An 18,275-nucleotide genomic window follows, 5' to 3' on the forward strand; every position below is an offset into this window, starting at 1 on the left:
ACGGGGAGACTCCACATGAGATCAGTTCGGCTCATCATGGCCGCGCTGGCGGCGCTTACGGTCTTCGCGGTCCCGGCAGCGGCACAGGCCGCGGCTGGCCCGCAGATTCAGTACGCGACAAGCGAGTTCGAGGGAAACACCGGCGTCCTGCTCGTCGGCATCCGGTCCGCTGACGGCGTGTCCGCAGTGCACGCCGACGTCAAGGACAACACTGGCGAGATCATCGCCTCCACCAACTCGTTCTGGCGCTATCGCGGCGAGTCCGAGGACGAGACCCAGGTCTGGGCCACGCAGGAACCGTTCATCTTGCCCCAGATGGGCTACTACCCGGTCGACGTCGAGGTCACCGACACCAACGGCGTCACCACCCGGGTGACGAACGCCGGCAGCCTGGCTTACGTCGTCGTGACGTACATCGACTCGGTCACGGTGAAACCGGCCACGGCGACCTACGACAGGCGTTCGGTGACCGTGACCGGCGTGCTCAAGGGTCGCCAACCCGGCTCTATGGAGATCCGACGGGTGGCCAACGCGCCGATCTCGCTACTGCGCGACGACTGGCAGGAGGTGACCACCGGCGCGGACGGCACGTTCACCGCCACGGTGCCGATCGTCGACAGCGACCGCAGGATCTTCATCAACTACCCGTACGACCCGGCCCAGCCCTACCACCTTTCGTCGTCCTACGACACTCCGATCATCACGATCAAGCCGCGCGCGACCAGGGTGACCGCGACGGTCTCAGCCAAGAAACTGAAGGCTGGCGAGTCGGTCACCGTCTCCGGGACAGCCACATGGAACACCCCGGACGGCTGGGCGCCGGTCGCCATCGGTCGGGTCAACCTGCTCTCGTGCGACGCACAGGACTCCTGCACGTACCTCGACGGCGTGCCGGTCGCCGCTGACGGCACCTACTCGCTGACCGCTACGCCGTATGCGAGCACGACGCTGCGCGCCCTCTACGTCGCGCCGAACCGGCCGGACGGCTTCCCGGACCCGTACGTGGCCCGAAGCCAGCGGGACGTGGCGATCGCCGTGCTCCAGCCGTCGTCGATCTCGGACTTCACCGCCTCGCGTGAGGCGAACGGTGCGGTGTACCTCTATGGGCACGTCCAGTTCCCGGGAAACATGACGCCGGCAGACATTCCGGTCGAGTTCCAGTTCTCCGAGACCGGCACCGGTGATTGGCTCACCATCGGCGACGACGACCAGTCGTACTGGGACGGCACCGGCTACGAGTTCGAGGGCCGGCTGACCGAGGGCCGTTCCGGCTGGTGGCGGGCGCGGTACCCGGGCGACCCGGCCAACTTCCAGGCCGCGGTCAGCAAAAAGATCTTCGTACAGTGATTGCCGGGCCCCCGGGGTGACCCGTGGGCCCACTTCGCGGCACCATGATCTTGAGAGTGGGCGGTGTGGCCTTCAGCATCCGCCAGCGGCGACTTCGACCGAACCACTCAACCGGGGTCCTCACCAGGTCACCCGATGTGCTTGAGCACCACATGGAGAAAGGTGCACGACCTTGGATCCGCGCAGTGGACCTGCTGGCAGTTCAACGCGCTGGTGGATGTTGCCGGGAGGAAACCGGAGACGGTTGACGTTGGCGCTGGCCGGTCTGGTCACGCTCGCGGTGGTCGCGGTGATCGGCGTGGTGGTGGCCCATACCGTCAGCGACGACCCCCGGACGCCGACCGCCGCCACCGGCGGCCCGAGCGCCTCGCCCAGTCCCAGCGCCAGCCCGAGCCCGAGCCCGCCACCGGGCGCCGACATCACCGGCCCGCTCAACCTGCTGCTGGTCGGGGTCGACACCCGGGTGAGCGTGCCCGGCTGGGAACCGCACGCCGACGCGGTACTCGTGCTGCATGTGCCGGCTGGGCTGTCCAAGGCGTACCTCTTCTCTCTCCCCCGCGACCTGGTGGTGGAGATCCCCGCCTACAAGCCCGCCGGCTACCCGGGCGGGCGGACCAAGCTCACGCACGCGATGAGCTACGGCAGCCGGGTGCCGGACCGTCCCAAGCGACCCGACCCCGCCCAGGGGTACGAGCTGCTGCGCCGCACGGTGAGCGAGTACACGGGGCTGCGCATCGACGCGGGCGCGGTGCTCACCTTCGGCGGCTTCGACGAATTGGTCGACAGCCTGGGTGGCGTGGACATCCGCGTGGACCAGCGGGTCGTGTCCCGGCACCGGCAGCCCGACGGCAAGCACCGGGAGCCGGGGCCGGGAGTGGGCGGCTACGTCGGACCGCAGATGGTCTACGAACCCGGCGAACGGCACCTCAACGGCTGGCAGGCGCTCGACTACGCACGCCAGCGCTACCTGCCCGGTGGCGACTACGCCCGGCAGCGCCACCACCAGCAGCTGATCCGGGCGCTGCTCGGGAAGATCCTCGACCAGGATCTGGCCCGGCAGCCCGAGCGGGTCGAACAGGTGGTCGCGGCGCTCGGCGACGCGCTGCTCTATGTCGGCGGCCGGCGGATCGTGGACTTCGCGTACGCCCTCGGCTCGTTGTCGCCGCAGGCGGTCACGCTGGTCGGGTTGCCCGGAGCGTCGGTGGGCCGGGGCAACGCCTACCGGGGTGAGGAACTGACCTCCGTCGGCCGCCGCTTCCTCACCCAACTGCGCGCCGGCAAGGCCGACGCCTTCCTGGCCGACAATCCGAAACTCAAGGTGAAGAGCTGATCCGTCGCTCCTTCCAGCTCAGGGCTGGCCGGGTGCGGCGGTGCCGGTCAGCCAGGTGTCGAAGAAGGGTCCCAGCTCCCGGCCGGAGACCCGTTCGGCCAGGGCGACGAAGTCGGCGGTGGTGGCGGTGCCGTCCCGGCGCTCGCTGGTCCACGTCCGCAGGATCTCGAAGAAGGCGTCGTCGCCGACGGTACGCCGCAGCGCGTGCACGGTGAGCGCCCCGCGCTTGTAGACGGCGGTGCTGAACATCTGCCCGGGGCCGGGATCGAGGGTGCGCCGGGACCAGTCGGTGGCCGCGTACTGGATCTCGAAGTTGCGTTGGGCGCTGCGCCCGCCGTCGTGCTCCTCCCACAGCCACTCGGCGTAACTGGCGAAGCCCTCGTTGAGCCAGATGTCGCCCCAGCGGGCCAGCGCCACGCTGTTGCCGAACCACTGGTGAGCCAGTTCGTGGGCGACCACGCTGTAGTTCGGTTCGCCGCCCCGGAAGAATCCCGGTCCGTAGACCGGCCGGGACTGGGTCTCCAGCGCGTACCCGATCCGGCCGTCGGAGACCACCACGCCGCCGTACGACTCGAAGGGGTACGGGCCGAAACGGGTGGCCAGGAAGTCGGCGATCTCGCCGGTGCGGGCCAGCGAGGTGGCCGCCGGCCCGGTCACCGGGAGCCCGTCCGGCACGGCGGTGACCATGGGCTTGCCGGCGTGTTCCCCGCTGCGCACCCGGTAGTCACCGATCACGAGGGTGGTCAGGTAGCTCGCCATCGGTGAGCGCTCGGCCCAGCGCCAGGTGGTCCAGCCGTCGGCGCTGGTCCGCTCCCCCGGCACTCCGTTGCTGAGCGCGGCGAGCCCGTCCGGGACGGTCGCCTCGAGGTCGTAGGTGGCCTTGTCCGACGGGTGGTCGTTGACCGGGAACCAGGTGGCCGCCGAGTGCGGTTGGCCGAGGGCGATCGCGCCGTCGTCGGTGTGCTGGAAGCCGCCACTGCCGAGCACGCCGTCGGCATCCGCCTCGGGTACGCCGCCGTAGTCGACGTCCACTGTGAACCGGCTACCGGCGTCGAGCCCTCGGGCCGGCGTGACCACCAGTTCGCCGTCGTCCCGCCGGTGCTCGGCCGAGGCACCGTCCACGGTCACCGAGCTGACCTCCAGCCCGGACAGGTCCAGGTTGAATCGGGACAACCCACGGGTGGCGGTCGCGGTGATCTCGGCGCTGCCGGTGAGCCGGTCGTCAGCCGGGTCGTAGCGCACCACGAGCCGGTAGTGGGCGACGTCGTACCCGCCGTTGCCGCTGCCCGGCACGTACGGGTCGCCGAGATCGACGCTGCCCGCCCGGAATCCGCCCGCCGCGTCCCGGTCCCCGATGCCGCTGACCAGCACCACCGCCGCCACCACGGCAGCGGCCACCGCCGCCGCACCGGCCCCCCACCACCTGCCAACCCTGCTGTTCACCAGCCCGAGCGTACGCCCGCCACCTCCGTCGATCATGCAGTTGTGGCACGTGGCGAATCGGGCATCGCCCGCTCAACCGGGTGCCACAACTGCATGATCGGCGCGGAGGGGTGGGGGTCAGCGGTCGAGGACCAGGCCGACCTTCTGGAACTCCTTGAGGTCGCGGTAGCCGCACTTGGCCATGGCCCGGCGGAGGCCGCCGAAGAGGTTGAGCTGGCCGTCCGGCTCGTCGGCGGGGCCGAAGAGGAGGCGCTCCATGGAACCGATGGGCTCACCGGCGGTCTCGAAGGCGCCCCGGGGCAGCGACGGGTGGCTGGCCGCCGAGTGCCACCAGGACCCGCCGGCCGGCGCCTCCTCGCACAGCGAGAGCGGCTCGCCGAGCATCACCGCGTCGGCGCCGCAGCCGAGTGCCTTGGCGATGTCGCCGGAGGTCCGGATGTCGCCGTCGGCGATGAGGTGCACGTACCGTCCGCCGGTCTCGTCGAGGTAGTCGCGGCGGGCCGCGGCGGCGTCGGCGATCGCGGTGGCCATCGGCACCCGGATGCCGAGCACCGACTCGGTGGTGGACCACTCGTCCCCACCGATACCGATGATCACGCCGGCCGCGCCGGTACGCATCAGGTGCAGGGCCGTCTTGTAGTCGGTGCATCCGCCGACGACGACCGGGAGGTCGAGGTCGGCGATGAACTCCTTGAGGTTGAGCGGCTCGTCGGTGGTCGACACGTGCTCGGCCGAGACGATGGTGCCCTGGATGACCAAGATGTCGACGCCCGCGTCGAGGATGACCGGCGCCAGCGCCAGGGTGTGCTGCGGTGACACCCGCACCGCCACGGTGCCGCCACCGTCACGCAGCTCACGGACCCGCTCGGTGATCAGATCCGGGCGGATCGGCTCGGCGTACACCTCCTGGAGCCGCTTGGTGGCGCGGGCGTCCTCGTCGAGGCCGCCGAGTTCCTCCAGCACCTTGCTCGGGTTCTCGTAGCGGGTCCACAGCCCTTCGACGTTGAGTACGCCGAGTCCGCCGAGCTGACCGAGCCGCACGGCGGAGGCCGGGCTCATCGTCGCGTCCGAGGGGTGCCCGACGCACGGAATGCCGAACTGGTACGCGTCGAGCTGCCACCCGGTGGAGACGTCGTCGACGTCGCGGGTCCGGCGGGACGGCACGATGGCGATGTCGTCCAGGTGGTAGCCGCGCTGCGCGGTCTTGCCCAGCCCGATCTCGACCACGTCACGCATGGGGCACTCCAGATGTCTTCGGGGGTGGTGGGAGGGGTCAGCGGGTGTGGTAGTTGGGCGCTTCGACGGTCATCTGGATGTCGTGCGGGTGGCTCTCCTTGAGCCCGGCCGCGGTGATCCGGATGAGCTGTCCCCGCTGGTGCAGCTCGGGGATGCTCTCCGCGCCCGCGTAACCCATCGCCAGCCGCAGGCCACCGACCAGCTGATGGGCCACCCGGGCCAGCGGCCCACGGTACGGCACCTGACCCTCGACGCCCTCCGGGACCAACTTCTCGTCGCTCGTCACGTCCTGCTGGAAGTAGCGGTCCTTGGAGTACGACTTGGCCTGCCCACGGGACTGCATGGCGCCGAGCGAGCCCATGCCGCGGTACGCCTTGAACTGCTTGCCGTTGACGAAGATCAGCTCGCCGGGGCTCTCCTCGCAGCCGGCCAGCAGGCTGCCGAGCATCACCGTGTCCGCACCGGCGACAAGTGCCTTGGCGATGTCGCCGGAGTACTGGATGCCGCCGTCACCGATGACCGGTACGCCGGCCGGGCGGGCGGCCCGGGCGGCTTCCATGATCGCCGTGATCTGCGGAACGCCGACGCCCGCCACGATCCGGGTGGTGCAGATGGCACCCGGGCCGACACCCACCTTCACGCCGTCGGCTCCGGCCTCGACCAGCGCCCTGGTGCCGGCGTAGGTCGCCACGTTGCCGCCGACGACGTCGACCGTGACGTCCTTCTTGAGCCGGCTGACCATCTCCAGCACCGCGCGCTGGTGGCCGTGTGCGGTGTCCACGATGATGACGTCGACACCGGCGTCCACGAGCGCCCGGGCGCGCTTGTACGCGTCCTCGCCGACGCCGATGGCCGCCGCCACCCGCAGCCGGCCCGCCTCGTCCTTGGTGGCGCTCGGGTACTGCTCGCTCTTGGTGAAGTCCTTGACGGTGATCAGCCCGCGCAGCTTGCCGGAGTCGTCGACGATCGGCAGCTTCTCGACCTTGTGCTGGCGCAGCAGGCCGAGCGCCTCGTCCTTGCTCACCCCGACCGGGGCGGTGACCAGCGGCGCCCTGGTCATGATCTCGCGGACCGGCATGGCCGGGTCGGAGACGAAGCGCATGTCCCGGTTGGTGACGATGCCCACCAGCTGCCCCTGGGCGTCCACCACCGGCACCCCTGAGATGCGGTAGCGCCCGCAGAGCTGGTCGACCTCGCGCAGGGTGTCGTCCGGACTCGCGGTCACCGGGTTGGTGATCATGCCGGACTCGGACCGCTTCACCAGGTCGACCTGGAGCGCCTGGTCCTCCACCGAGAGATTGCGGTGCAGCACCCCGATGCCACCCTGGCGGGCCATCGCGATCGCCATCCGGGCCTCGGTGACCGTGTCCATCGCGCTGGACAGCAGCGGGATGGAGAGCGAGACGTTACGCGTCAACCGGGTGATCGTGTTCACCCGGCTCGGCACCACGTCGGACTCGCCCGGCTGGAGCAGCACGTCGTCGAAGGTCAACCCCAGGGGCACCACCCTGGCCGAACCGGCGGGCATTTCGGGCAGATGGCCGCCCAGCTCGCCGCCCTCGACGCCGGCGGAACGGTCGGTACGGGGCGAATTCTCCACGATTGCTCTCCTGAGCTGCTTGAACCGGGCTTCAGCGAGGTGGCACGGTGGGCACCGGCGAACGCCGGGCGAGGGTGCGTCGGCCTCATCGTACCCACTGAAGCTTTGTCCCTTGAACCGCGCGGGGCCGGCACCGGTGACGGCTCGCGCGACCGGGGGACAGGCGTCGACCGTGGCAGGGGACTACGGTGAGGGGGTGCACGACGATCCCATCGACCCGTTCACCGGCGACCCGACCGATCCGGCGGCCGACCTGGACGCCCCCGGCGACGACGCGCCGCTGGACCCACTGACCGACGTCGAGCGCCAGGACGTGCTTGAGGACCTCGCCGACCTGGAGATCTACCAGGCGCTGCTCGCCCCGATCGGCGTACGCGGGCTGGTCATCGAGTGTGAGGACTGCCGGGAACCGCACTACTTCGACTGGGACCTGCTCCGGGGCAACCTGCGGCACCTGCTCAGTTCCGGGCGTCCACGGGTGCACGAGCCGGCCTACGATCCCGACCCGGACCACTACGTCACCTGGGACTACGCCCGTGGCTACGCCGACGGCGTGCACGACACCCTCAGCGAAGGCACCGAGGACGAGCCCGGCGCGGATCGCTGACCCGGCCACCGTCAGCTCAGCCGGCCGGGCCAACCCGCCCGGCGGCCTCGACCCGCCGGCACGGCCCGATCCGGCCGCCCAGCTACGCGACCAGCCCGGCCCGGAAGCCGGCGGCCACGGCGTGCGCCCGGTCGCGGGCACCGAGCTTGCGGAACAGCCGCCGGGCGTGGGTCTTCACGGTGTCCTCGGAGACGAACAGTTCCCGGCCGATCTCGGCGTTGCTCTTGCCCTCGGCCATGCCGAGCAGCACCTGCAGTTCCCGTTCGGTGAGGCCGATCGCGGACCGGTCGGTCCGCGCCGGCGACGCGGGCTTGTCCGGCTCGGACTCGGCACCGGACTCGGCGGGATCGTCGCCCCGCTGCACCGGCACCACCGCCGGGCCGCCCGCCGCGTCGGTACCCGGCCAGGCCGTCGGTGCCTCGCCGGTGGTGCGACCACCGGGTGCCGGGCGGGCCGGGCTGCCGACCGCCGCTGCGTCGCGGGCGGGATCAGCGATCCGGTGCCGGTTGGCCCGGCCGGGCGCGGCCAGCAGCAGCAGCGCCTTGGCGACGGCGCTGGTCAGATCCTGGTCGACCCCCTGGATCAGCCCGCGCGCTCCGGCGCCGATGGTCGCCGCCGCCGCCTCGGACTCCTCCGCACCGAGCAGCAGGACGGCGGCCTGCGGGGCACGGGCCAGCACCCGCCGGACGAAGCCGACGCTGTCCGGGCGGGTGAGCGCGGTGTCGGCGAGCACCACATCGGCCGGACGTTCGGCCAGCCGCAACATCACCTCGGGGTCGGAGACCGCCGTCCGGACGGCACCCGACAATCCCAACCGCGCTGCCGCGGAGGTCAGGTGCTGCGCCGCGAGCGGCGTTCGAACGCACACGAGAACGGTACGCACAGGCATCTCCTCTCCGCTGACGAGCAGACCATGAGCAGCCCCGGTCGGGAGGAGGTTCCGGGCAATCCTCCCAACTTTTCCGACAGATAGGGCATATGCCGCAATCCGCCGGGATGCTTTGGATCAAAGACGTGTGAGTCGTGGGGCACCAGGGTAGGGAGGGGCCAGGCCGGGAACGGTGCGCCTGCGCGGCCCGCCGCCCGGACAACCGGCCACAAGCGTCTCGCGGTGCCGCGCGAGAGGAGGGGTGCTGATGTCGAACGTACGTAGACTGCCCGGACCCATCATCGACCTTTGGGACTGGCAGCGGCTCGGTGCCTGCCGAGGCCGCGACAGCGCCCAGTTCTTCCACCCGGACGGTGAGCGGGGCTCGTCCCGGCTGCGCCGGGAGTCCTCCGCCAAGGCCGTGTGCCGCGCCTGCCCGGTCCGCGCCGAGTGCGCCGCGCACGCCCTCGCGGTACGCGAGCCGTACGGCGTGTGGGGTGGCTTCAGTGAGTCCGAGCGGCTGCGACTGCTCGCGGTCGGCTGGGAGGACCTCGCCGACCGACGCCAGACCCGCGTCGACATCAACCGACTGGAGGCCCGGCTGGGCAGCTCGCACCGGTCGACGGTGCCCGTCCAGCGCAACGTCGCCTGACCAGACCGCACCACCGACGCCGCGTCCCGACCCGGACGCGGCGTCGCCCTGTCCCACCACTGCCCCACCCCGTGCAGGGCGGGGAGGGGGCGGGCGGGAGAGGGGGGTCAGGTGACGGTGAGGGTGACGGAGTGCCAGCCGGTCGCGCCGTCCGGTGCGACGTCCCGTGGCTCGCCGGTCTGCGTCTCACCGGTGCTGTCCGTCGCCCGTACCTGGAGGGTGTGCTCGCCCGGGGTGGCCGGCCACTGCCACGACCACTGCACCCAGGTGTCCACCGAGACGGTCGGCGCCAGTTGGGCCTGTTGCCAGGGCCCCTCATCGACCCGGACCTCGACCCGGTCGATGCCCCGGTGCTGCGCCCACGCGACACCCGCGACGGTGACCGGGCCGGCGGCCGGCCGGTTGCGCGGGCGGGGCGTGTCGATCCGCGACTGCGTCTTCACCGGCCCCTGCGCCGACCAGCCCCGGGGCACCCAGTACGCGTCGAAGTCGGCGAAGCTGGTCAACTCCAGCTCGGTGATCCACTTGCACGCCGACACGTAGCCGTACAGGCCCGGCACCACCATCCGGACCGGGAAACCGTGCTGCACCGGCAGCGGCTCCCCGTTCATGCCGACGGCGAGCAACGCGTCCCGCCCGTCGCGCAGCACCTCGGTCGGGGTGCCGCAGGTCCAACCGTCGACCGAGCGCCCGACCACCTGGTCGGCGCCGTCCAGCGGCCCCACCTCGTCGAGCAGTTCCCGGATCGGTACGCCGAGCCAGCGCGCGTTGCCGATCAGGTCGCCGCCGACCTCGTTGGAGACGCAGGCCAGTGTCACGTACCGCTCCACCATCGGCCGGGCGAGCAGATCGGCGTAGCTCAGCGTGACCGGGTTGCGGACCCGGCCGTGAATGCGCAGACGCCAGGTCTCCGGGTCGACCTGCGGCACCACGAGCGCGGTGTCGATCCGGTAGAAGCTGCGGTTGGAGGTGACGTAGCTGGCCAGGCCGGGCTGGGCCAGGTCGGCGCCGGGCGGCACCGGTGGTGCGGGCGAGACCGGGGGCGGCAGCGTGATCGCCTCGCGGGCCGCCGACACGCCCTGCCGACCGGCCAGCCAACGCCCCGCCACTCCCCCCACGGCAGCCACCCCGAGCAGGGTGCCGACACCGGTGAGGAACCGTCGCCGCGAGTCCGGGTCGACTCGCCGCCCCGGGCCCGCGGCGCCCGTTGGGCCGCCGGAGGCCGGCGGGCTTCCCGGGACCGACGGAGTGCCGGCCGACGCGGTCGGATCGGTCGCCGTCCCGTCGAGCCCCCCGGCGGTTCCGACCGTGTTCGGGTCCGGCACGGCGGGACCGGTCACCGAGGGCGGGCCGGACGGCGTCGGTGGAGACCAGGGCCAGGGGTCGAGTTCCAGCGGACCGGCGATGAACGCCCACAGCGCCAGGCCGCCGACCGCCGCGCCGACCAGCGACGGCAGCACGTCGGCGGCGTTGGCACCGGCGCGGGTCAGGGCCGCCGCCGCGCCGATCCCGCCGAAGACGACGATGCCGGCCAGGCCCACCGTCAGCCGCCGGGCGGCCAGCATGCCGATCAGGGCGGCGAAGCCGCCGAGCAGCAGCGCCGTCCCGACCAGCAGAGCGATCTTGTCGTACGTGCCGAAGACCTCGATGCCGAACCGCTTGACCGGCTCGGGGGCGGTGTCCACGACGAGACCGCCGACCGCCACGAGCGGGGACGACCGGGGGCCGGTCAGGGCGGCGACCAGTTCGGCGGTGCCGATGGCCGCCGCGGCGGCGGCGACGCCGGCCAGGGCGGCGAACCGGGGTGACGTGCTGCTCACCCGCCCAGTGTTTCCCACCGACCAACGGTCCGGTAGTCGACGTCGGCTTCCGTAACCTCTCGTCACGGGTGGACCGCGCGCGACCACGTCCGGCGTCACCGGGCCACCACCGACGCCGGCCCCAGCTCCGACGCGCGACCGCCCCGCTCACGCGCGTGGGGCGCACCGTCTCGTCGACGGTTCGCCCCACGTCCGGCGTACGGCAGGGTCAGAAGCCCGGGCCGTGCTGGTGGCTGTGGCCGTGGCCGTGCGAGTGGCCGTGGCCGCCCGCGGCGGGCTCCGGCTCGGCCGGCTTCTCCACCACGAGACTTTCGGTGGTGAGCAGCAGACCGGCGATCGACGCGGCGTTGGTGACCGCGTTGCGGGTCACCTTCACCGGGTCGATGATGCCGGACTTGGTCAGGTCGACGTACTCGCCGACGGCGGCGTCGAGACCGTGGCCCCAGTCGCTGCCGGCAACCTTCTGCACGACGACGTAGCCGTCGTGGCCGGCGTTCTGGGCGATCCAGCGCAGCGGCTCGACGAGTGCCTTACGCACGATCGACACGCCGACCTTCTCGTCACCGGTGAAGCCGAGGTCGTCGTCGAGCACCGACAGGATCTGCGCCAGGGCGGCACCGCCGCCGGGCACCGTACCCTCCTCGACCGCGGCCTTGGTCGCGGCGATGGCGTCCTCGATGCGGTGCTTGCGCTCCTTCATCTCGACCTCGGTGGCCGCGCCGACCTTGACCACCGCGATCCCGCCGGAGAGCTTGGCCAGCCGCTCGGCGAGCTTCTCCCGGTCCCACTCGGAGTCCGAGGCCTCGATCTCCTTGCGGATCTGCGCGACCCGGTCGGTCACCTCGCTGGCCTGGCCACCACCATCGACGATCGTGGTGTTCTCCTTGTCGACCACGATGCGCCGGGCGCTGCCCAGCACCTCCAGGCCAACCTGGTCGAGCTTGTAACCCAGCTCCGGGGCGACCAGCTCGGCGCCGGTGAGGATCGCCATGTCCTGGAGCATCGCCTTGCGCCGGTCGCCGAAACCGGGCGCCTTGACCGCGCAGACCTTGATGGTCTTGCGGATCGCGTTGACCACCAGGGTGGACAGCGCTTGGCCCTCGACGTCCTCGGCGATGATGAGCAGCGGCTTGTTGTTCTGGAGGACCTTCTCCAGCAGCGGCAGCAGCTCCTCGATCGCGGAGATCTTCTGCGTGGTGATCAGGATGTACGCGTCCTCCAGGACGGACTCCTGCGACTCCGCGTCGGTGACGAAGTTCGGCGAGATGAAGCCCTTGTCGAACTGGAGGCCCTCGGTGACGTCCAGCTCGGTGTGCAGGGCGGAGCCCTCCTCGACGGTGATCACACCGTCGCGGCCGACCTTCTCCATCGCCTCGGCGATCAGTTCACCGATGGTGGCGTCCTGCGCCGAGATGGTGGCGACGTGCGCCACCGACTTCTTGTCGGAGACCTCGACGGCCTTGTCGAGCAGCGCCGCGGAGACCTTGGTGGCGGCGGCGTCGATGCCGCGCTTGAGGCCGGCCGGGTTGGCGCCCGCGGTGACGTTGCGCAGGCCCTCGCGGACCATGGCCTGGGCGAGCACGGTCGCGGTGGTGGTCCCGTCGCCGGCGACGTCGTTGGTCTTGGTCGCCACCTCCTTGACCAGCTGCGCGCCGAGGTTCTCGTACGGGTTGGTGAGCTCGATCTCCTTGGCGATGGTCACACCATCGTTGGTGATCGTCGGCGCACCGAATTTCTTGTCGAGGACGACGTTGCGCCCGCGCGGCCCGAGGGTGACCTTGACCGCGTCAGCGAGCGCGTTGACACCGTGCTCCAGCAGGTGCCGGGCGTCGTCCGAGAAGCTCAGGATCTTCGCCATGAATGTCCCTTCGAAGCGACGTTGCCCCGGCCCGGCGAGCCGGACCGGGGCAACGACACTGATCGGTCTGTCTTACTTCTCGATGACCGCGAGGACGTCGCGGGCGGAGAGCACCAGGTACTCCTCGCCGGCGTACTTGACCTCGGTGCCGCCGTACTTCGAGTAGAGAACGGTGTCGCCGACGGAGACGTCGATCGGCACGCGGTTGCCCTTGTCGTCGATCCGGCCCGGGCCGACAGCGAGGACGGTGCCCTCCTGCGGCTTCTCCTTGGCGGTGTCGGGGATCACGATGCCCGAGGCGGTGGTGGTCTCGGCCTCGTTCGCCTGGACCACGATGCGGTCCTCGAGCGGCTTGATCGCAACCTTGGTCGCGGTAGTCACGGGCATACCCTCCTGGGGTACTTGGTTTCGTTGCCGATCGGCATGCCGACCGGCGTCAATCTGCCACATGCCACCGGGCGGGGCCGTCGTCGCGGGTGCCGGTCCGCCTGGCGTTCAACCCCCGGACACCAGGGCCCGAAGGTTGGCACCCTCAGGGTGAGAGTGCTAATCGCAGGTTATTCCTCGGCTAGCACTCCGTCAAGGAGAGTGCCAATCCACCGCCCTCGTGTCGTCGCTCCGCCGCACCCCGTCGCCACTTCTTCCGCACTCTTCCGATGCCGTTCGCCAGCGTTGACCGCAACACGCCGACAGTCACTTCCCCACCCGGCGGCCGGCCCTTACTCTCCGGCGCTACCACGTCACGGAGGGCGGACACATGGCGGACGTACCCACCCTGGGGTTCCTGCGCGACCAGTTGCGCCGAGCGCGCAAGGTGCGCGGGCTCAGCCAGGAGGAGCTGAGCAAAATGATCAACTATTCCGCGTCGGCGGTGAGCGCGATGGAGATCGGCCCGAACCAGCTCAGCGCCGACTACCTGGCCCGGTTCGACAAGGTGCTGGAGACCGGCGGGCTCTTCGTCGGGATGCTGGAGCTGATCCGGCTGCACGCCGAGCCGGACTGGTTCCGGCCGTGGGGCGAGATCGAGCGGGAGGCGGTCGCGCTGCGCTGGTACGACCCGGCCGTGGTGCCGGGCCTGCTCCAGACCGAGGCGTACGCCCGGGCGATGCTCCGGGCCGGTCCACCGCTCACCGACGAGCAGATCGAGAAGCGGGTGCTGGCCCGGATGGCCCGGCAGGAGGTGCTCACCCGCGAGGAGCCACCGCAGCTCGTCGCGGTGCTCGACGAGCAGGTGCTGCGCCGGCAGGTCGGTGAGCGGGCGACCATGCGCGAGCAACTGGAGCACCTGCGCACCCTCACCGATCGACCGCACGTCCAGGTGCGGATCATCCCGGCCGAGACCCCGTGGTACGGCGGTCTTGCCGGCCCCTTCGTGCTGGCCCGGCTCGCCGACGGCACCGAGGTGGCCCACCTCGACAACCAGCTCCGGGGGCACACCGTGGACAGCCCGAACGACCTTGCCAGCCTCGGGCGGCGTTGGGAGACTGTGGCCGGTGAGGCGCTGCCGCGCCGGCAGTCCGCCCGCCTGATCGAGGAAGTGGCGAAGTCATGGACCTGACCCGCGCGGCCTGGCGCAAGTCCTCCCGCAGCAATCAGAATGGCGGCGCCTGCGTCGAGGTCGCCGACAACCTGCCCGGCCTGGTCGCCGTACGCGACAGCAAGGACCCGGCCGGCCCGGTGCTCGCCTTCACCCCCGCCGCCTGGCGCGCCTTCGTCGCCACCCACACCCGCTAGACCCGACCCGGACGCCGCGTCCGCCCCGCGCCCGGCAACCGCCTCCGGCCCGGCTCGGCTCGACTCGGCCCAACTCGGCCCGACTCGGCTCGGGCTGCCCCAGTTGCCCGCCCTCGCCCCACGGGTGTTCGCCCTTGCCCCACGGGTGTGCGCGCGGGTTGCGGCATGACGCGCCCTCCCGCCGAGCTGACAGCCCCAGATGCCGCAACCCGCGCCCGCCGGCCGCACGTGGCATGCCGGACTGCGGCCTCGGGCCAGACGGCCTCCGAGCGAACCGGAATCCCGAGATGCCGCAAGTCGCGCCCTCCCGCCGACGTGAAGGCCCAAGATGCCGCAACCCGCGCCTGCCGGCGGACAAGAGATGCCGCAAGTCGCGCCTTCCGGCCAGCGTGAGGGCCCGAGATGCCGCGAGTCGCGACCGGCATGCCAGCGAGGGGCCGGCCTGGGCCTCGGGCGGGGCGCACAGGGGCGGGCGGAAGAATGGGCCTGTGGATCTGGAGCAGTTCGGCGCGTTGCGTACGGCCGAGGGGTCGGCCGCGCTCGACGCGGCGGGCCGGGTGGCCGGCGGCGATCCGCTGGTCGCGGCGGCGGCGCTGCGTTCGGCCGGAGTGCCGGCCGGGCTCGCGGCGGCGGCGCTGACCCAGGCGGAGCTGCGCCGCCGGGCGACCGGCAAGTTCGGGCCGGCGGCGGCCGGCATGTTCTTCACCCGCCCGGGGCTGGAGCAGGCCACCCGGCGGGTCGTCGCCCACCGGCGGGCGCGGCGGCTGCGCGCCGCCGGGGTGACCACGCTCGCCGACCTGGGCTGCGGGCTGGGTGCCGACGCGCTCGCCGCCGCCCGCGCCGGCATCCGGGTGTACGCGGTGGAGGCGGACCCGCTCACCGCCGCGCTGGCCGAGGCGAACGCCCGGGCCGCCGGGCTGGCCGACCTGGTCACCGTCGAGTGTGGGGACGCGACCGCGTTCGACGTGAGCCGGGTCGAGGCGGTCTTCTGCGACCCGGCCCGCCGCCGGGCCGGCACCGGTCGCCGGATCTTCGACCCGAACTCGTACTCGCCACCGTGGGACTTCGTGACCGGGCTGGCCGAGCGGGTGCCGCGCACGGTGGTGAAGGTCGCGCCGGGGATCGACCACGCACTGATCCCACCCGGTGCCGAGGCGGAGTGGGTGAGCGTCGACGGCGACCTGGTCGAGGCTGCCCTCTGGTGCGGTGAACTGGCCGAGGTTCCCCGCCGGGCGACCGTGCTGCAGGAAGGGCCCGCGGTTGACGCCTCCGGTGGTGTAGCGGCCCCCGCCGGTCACCAGGCCGGCGGCGGGGCCTATCACCCGGCCGGCGGCGGGACGTACCGCCCCGGCGGCCCGGCGGCGTACCAACTGACCGGAACGGGGGCGCGCGAGGCACCGGTCGGGCCGGTGCGGCGTTTCGTCTACGACCCGGATCCGGCGGTGGTCCGCGCGCACCTGATCGCCGAGCTGGCTGCCGACCTGGACGCCACCCTCGCCGACCCGAGCATCGCCTACCTCTACGCCGACGCCGCCCAGCGCACGCCGTACGCCCGGTGCCTGGAGGTCACCGACGTGCTGCCGTTCTCCCTCAAGCGGCTGCGGGCGCTGCTGCGGGAACGGCGGGTCGGCCGGGTGGAGATCCTCAAGCGCGGCTCCGCGCTGGAGCCCGAGCGGCTCCGGCGCGACCTGCGGCTGGCCGGCGACCAGCCGGCGAGCCTGGTGCTCACCCGGGTCGCCACCGCCCCGACGGTCCTGGTCTGCCGCCCGGTGGCCTGACCCCCGCGCCCCCGGGACCACCGGCTGAGAAGGCGCTGGCTCGGGCAGTGGGCCGGGGCTACCTTGGCGGGCATGGCGGGACGTGGCACTCCGGCGACGGCACTGCTGGCGAAGCGGAAGGTCGATCATCGCACCCATCCGTACGACGTCTCGCCCGACGAGCCCAACTACGGCGCGCTGGTCGCCGCCGCGCTCGCGGTGGCCCCGGAGCGGGTCTTCAAGACCCTGGTCACCGAGGTCGACGGGGCGCTGACGGTGGCGGTGGTACCGGTCACCGGCGACCTCGACCTCAAGGCGCTCGCGGCGGCCGTGGGCGGTAAGCGGGCCACGCTTGCCGAGCGGACGGCGGCCGAGCGGGCCACGGGATACGTACGCGGCGGCATCAGCCCGCTGGGCCAGCGGCGACGCCTGCCCACGGTCGTCGACGTCTCGGCCCTGGCGCATCCGACGGTGTACGTCTCCGCCGGTCGCCGAGGGCTTCAGGTGGAACTGGCCCCGGCCGACCTGGCCACCCTCACCGACGCCCGGTTCGCTCCCCTCGCGAGCGCCTGACCGCCGCCGTTCCGTCCCTGCGGCGGACCGGACACCCGGGTCGTCGCGGGCACGGTGGCGGCGAGGTGTCGCTGGCGTTGCTGAATTGTTACCGCCGACAACAAACTCATGACCGGCGCACCCTTGTGCTGGCGTGTGGCGCGCAATACGTTGCCGGACACAACAAAACAAAACACCGACACCCTTCCCCACCCTCGAAAGGACCCTGCACATGCGCAAGGGCTTCCTCGCCGTCGGCACCGTTGGCCTGCTGGCCCTCGGCAGCCTGACGGCCTGTGGCGACGAGTCCGGCGGCGACCAGGCCGGCTCCGACGTGACCCCGAAGATCGGCGTGATCCTGCCGGACAGCAAGTCCTCCGCCCGCTGGGAGGGCGCCGACCGCAAGTTCCTCCAGGCCGCCTTCGAGGCCGCCGGCGTCGAGTACGACATCCAGAACGCCCAGGGTGACAAGACCCAGTTCCAGACCATCGCCGACCAGATGATCACGAGCGGTGTCACCGCGCTGATGATCGTGAACCTGGACTCCGGCACCGGCAAGGCCGTCCTCGACAAGGCCAAGTCGCAGGGCGTCGCCACCATCGACTACGACCGCCTCACCCTCGGCGGCTCGGCGGAGTACTACGTCAGCTTCGACAACGAGGCTGTCGGCAAGCTCCAGGGCGAGGGTCTGGTCAAGTGCCTGACCGACCAGAAGGCCGAGAAGCCGGTCGTGGCGTACCTGAACGGTTCGCCGACCGACAACAACGCCACCCTGTTCAAGAACGGCTACGACTCGGTCCTCAAGCCCAAGTTCGACGCGAACGAGTACGTCAAGGGCCCGGACCAGTCCGTGCCGGACTGGGACAACGCCCAGGCCGCCACGATCTTCGAGCAGATGCTCACCCAGACCGGTGGCAAGATCGACGGTGTGCTGGCCGCCAACGACGGCCTCGGCAACGCCGCCATCTCGGTGCTGAAGAAGAACCGGCTCAACGGCAAGGTCCCGGTGACCGGCCAGGACGCCACCACCCAGGGCCTGCAGAACATCCTCGCCGGCGACCAGTGCATGACCGTCTACAAGGCCGTCAAGCAGGAGGCCGACGCCGCCGCCGAGCTGGCCATCGCGCTGGCCAAGGGCGAGCGCAAGGAGACCGGCCAGACCGTCAAGGACCCCGAGGGCAACCGTGACGTCCCCGCCGTCCTGCTCACCCCGCAGGCGATCTACAAGGACAACGTCAAGGACGTCATCGCCGACGGTTTCGTGACCAAGGAAGAGGTCTGCACCGGCAACTTCGCCGAGCTCTGCACCGAAGCGGGCATCAGCTGACCTCACCCGCCTAGGCGGCGCCGCCCGGCACGGTAACCCCGTGCCGGGCGGCGTGCCGCCGCTGGACGGGCCCCGATCTACCCTCCGCGACAAAGGAGAACCCCCTGTCCGCGGACCCTCTGCTGGCTCATCGCGGGATCGGCA

At 71.7% G+C, this 18,275-nt stretch carries 16 protein-coding genes; 9 read left to right on the forward strand and 7 right to left on the reverse strand.

The window, feature by feature from the left end:
- The first annotated feature begins 15 nt into the window (after positions 1-15).
- The gene (locus tag V5O40_RS21755; RefSeq protein WP_332907178.1) at positions 16-1,347 is read left to right on the forward strand and encodes a hypothetical protein; all 1,332 of its coding nucleotides are present in this window, start codon (positions 16-18) and stop codon (positions 1,345-1,347) included.
- A gap of 217 nt (positions 1,348-1,564) precedes the next feature.
- Complete coding sequence (locus V5O40_RS21760) at positions 1,565-2,677, forward strand: LCP family protein (protein WP_332907179.1); 1,113 nt, start codon at positions 1,565-1,567, stop codon at positions 2,675-2,677.
- 18 nt (positions 2,678-2,695) lie between these two features.
- Here the strand turns inward: V5O40_RS21760 and V5O40_RS21765 are convergent, their stop codons facing one another.
- The 3 genes from V5O40_RS21765 to guaB all read right to left on the reverse strand — a co-directional run bounded on the left by V5O40_RS21765 (position 2,696) and on the right by guaB (position 6,956).
- Entirely contained in the window at positions 2,696-4,120 is a 1,425-nt protein-coding gene (locus tag V5O40_RS21765; protein WP_408631923.1) for a M1 family metallopeptidase, read from the reverse strand.
- Between the two features lie 117 nt (positions 4,121-4,237).
- A complete protein-coding gene (locus V5O40_RS21770; RefSeq protein ID WP_269738248.1) occupies positions 4,238-5,356 on the reverse strand; it encodes a GuaB3 family IMP dehydrogenase-related protein in 1,119 nt (372 codons plus the stop codon).
- Positions 5,357-5,393: 37 nt separating this feature from the next.
- Positions 5,394-6,956: an IMP dehydrogenase gene (gene guaB / locus V5O40_RS21775; protein WP_332907180.1), complete on the reverse strand. Its 1,563-nt coding sequence runs from the start codon at positions 6,954-6,956 to the stop codon at positions 5,394-5,396.
- Positions 6,957-7,152: 196 nt separating this feature from the next.
- Between guaB and V5O40_RS21780 the strand changes: the two genes are divergently transcribed.
- A complete protein-coding gene (locus tag V5O40_RS21780; protein ID WP_332907181.1) occupies positions 7,153-7,563 on the forward strand; it encodes a DUF5319 domain-containing protein in 411 nt (136 codons plus the stop codon).
- Positions 7,564-7,645: 82 nt separating this feature from the next.
- Here the strand turns inward: V5O40_RS21780 and V5O40_RS21785 are convergent, their stop codons facing one another.
- Complete coding sequence (locus V5O40_RS21785; RefSeq protein WP_332907182.1) at positions 7,646-8,446, reverse strand: helix-turn-helix transcriptional regulator; 801 nt, start codon at positions 8,444-8,446, stop codon at positions 7,646-7,648.
- Between the two features lie 253 nt (positions 8,447-8,699).
- On the opposite strand from V5O40_RS21785, the gene V5O40_RS21790 reads away from it, so the two are divergent.
- On the forward strand, positions 8,700-9,083 hold the full coding sequence (locus tag V5O40_RS21790; protein ID WP_332907183.1) for a WhiB family transcriptional regulator: 384 nt from the start codon (positions 8,700-8,702) through the stop codon (positions 9,081-9,083).
- Positions 9,084-9,190: 107 nt separating this feature from the next.
- Here V5O40_RS21790 and V5O40_RS21795 read toward each other — a convergent pair whose 3' ends face one another.
- The 3 genes from V5O40_RS21795 to groES form a co-directional block, all read right to left on the reverse strand.
- Complete coding sequence (locus V5O40_RS21795) at positions 9,191-10,903, reverse strand: sulfite oxidase (RefSeq protein ID WP_332907184.1); 1,713 nt, start codon at positions 10,901-10,903, stop codon at positions 9,191-9,193.
- 208 nt (positions 10,904-11,111) lie between these two features.
- On the reverse strand, positions 11,112-12,761 hold the full coding sequence (gene groL, locus V5O40_RS21800; RefSeq protein ID WP_332907185.1) for a chaperonin GroEL: 1,650 nt from the start codon (positions 12,759-12,761) through the stop codon (positions 11,112-11,114).
- Between the two features lie 72 nt (positions 12,762-12,833).
- Positions 12,834-13,148 carry a co-chaperone GroES gene (gene groES / locus V5O40_RS21805; RefSeq protein ID WP_089155197.1) on the reverse strand — a complete coding sequence of 105 codons (315 nt, stop codon included), beginning with the start codon at positions 13,146-13,148 and terminating at the stop codon, positions 12,834-12,836.
- A 370-nt stretch (positions 13,149-13,518) separates the two neighbouring features.
- Between groES and V5O40_RS21810 the strand changes: the two genes are divergently transcribed.
- The 5 genes from V5O40_RS21810 to V5O40_RS21830 all read left to right on the forward strand — a co-directional run bounded on the left by V5O40_RS21810 (position 13,519) and on the right by V5O40_RS21830 (position 18,131).
- Positions 13,519-14,319, forward strand: coding sequence for a helix-turn-helix domain-containing protein (locus V5O40_RS21810; protein WP_332907186.1), 801 nt, complete (start codon positions 13,519-13,521; stop codon positions 14,317-14,319).
- Positions 14,310-14,495, forward strand: coding sequence for a DUF397 domain-containing protein (locus tag V5O40_RS21815; RefSeq protein WP_332907187.1), 186 nt, complete (start codon positions 14,310-14,312; stop codon positions 14,493-14,495). Before V5O40_RS21810 ends, V5O40_RS21815 begins: the two co-directional genes overlap by 10 nt.
- Before the next feature lie 488 nt (positions 14,496-14,983).
- Positions 14,984-16,273: a THUMP-like domain-containing protein gene (locus tag V5O40_RS21820; protein WP_332907188.1), complete on the forward strand. Its 1,290-nt coding sequence runs from the start codon at positions 14,984-14,986 to the stop codon at positions 16,271-16,273.
- Positions 16,274-16,345: 72 nt separating this feature from the next.
- The gene (gene ybaK / locus V5O40_RS21825; RefSeq protein ID WP_332907189.1) at positions 16,346-16,825 is read left to right on the forward strand and encodes a Cys-tRNA(Pro) deacylase; all 480 of its coding nucleotides are present in this window, start codon (positions 16,346-16,348) and stop codon (positions 16,823-16,825) included.
- 211 nt (positions 16,826-17,036) lie between these two features.
- Positions 17,037-18,131, forward strand: a complete 1,095-nt coding sequence (locus V5O40_RS21830; protein WP_332907190.1) for a sugar ABC transporter substrate-binding protein — start codon at positions 17,037-17,039, stop codon at positions 18,129-18,131.
- The last annotated feature ends 144 nt before the right edge of the window (positions 18,132-18,275 follow it).

Source organism: Micromonospora palythoicola (assembly GCF_036689795.1).
In the GTDB taxonomy this organism is placed as follows: domain Bacteria; phylum Actinomycetota; class Actinomycetes; order Mycobacteriales; family Micromonosporaceae; genus Micromonospora; species Micromonospora palythoicola.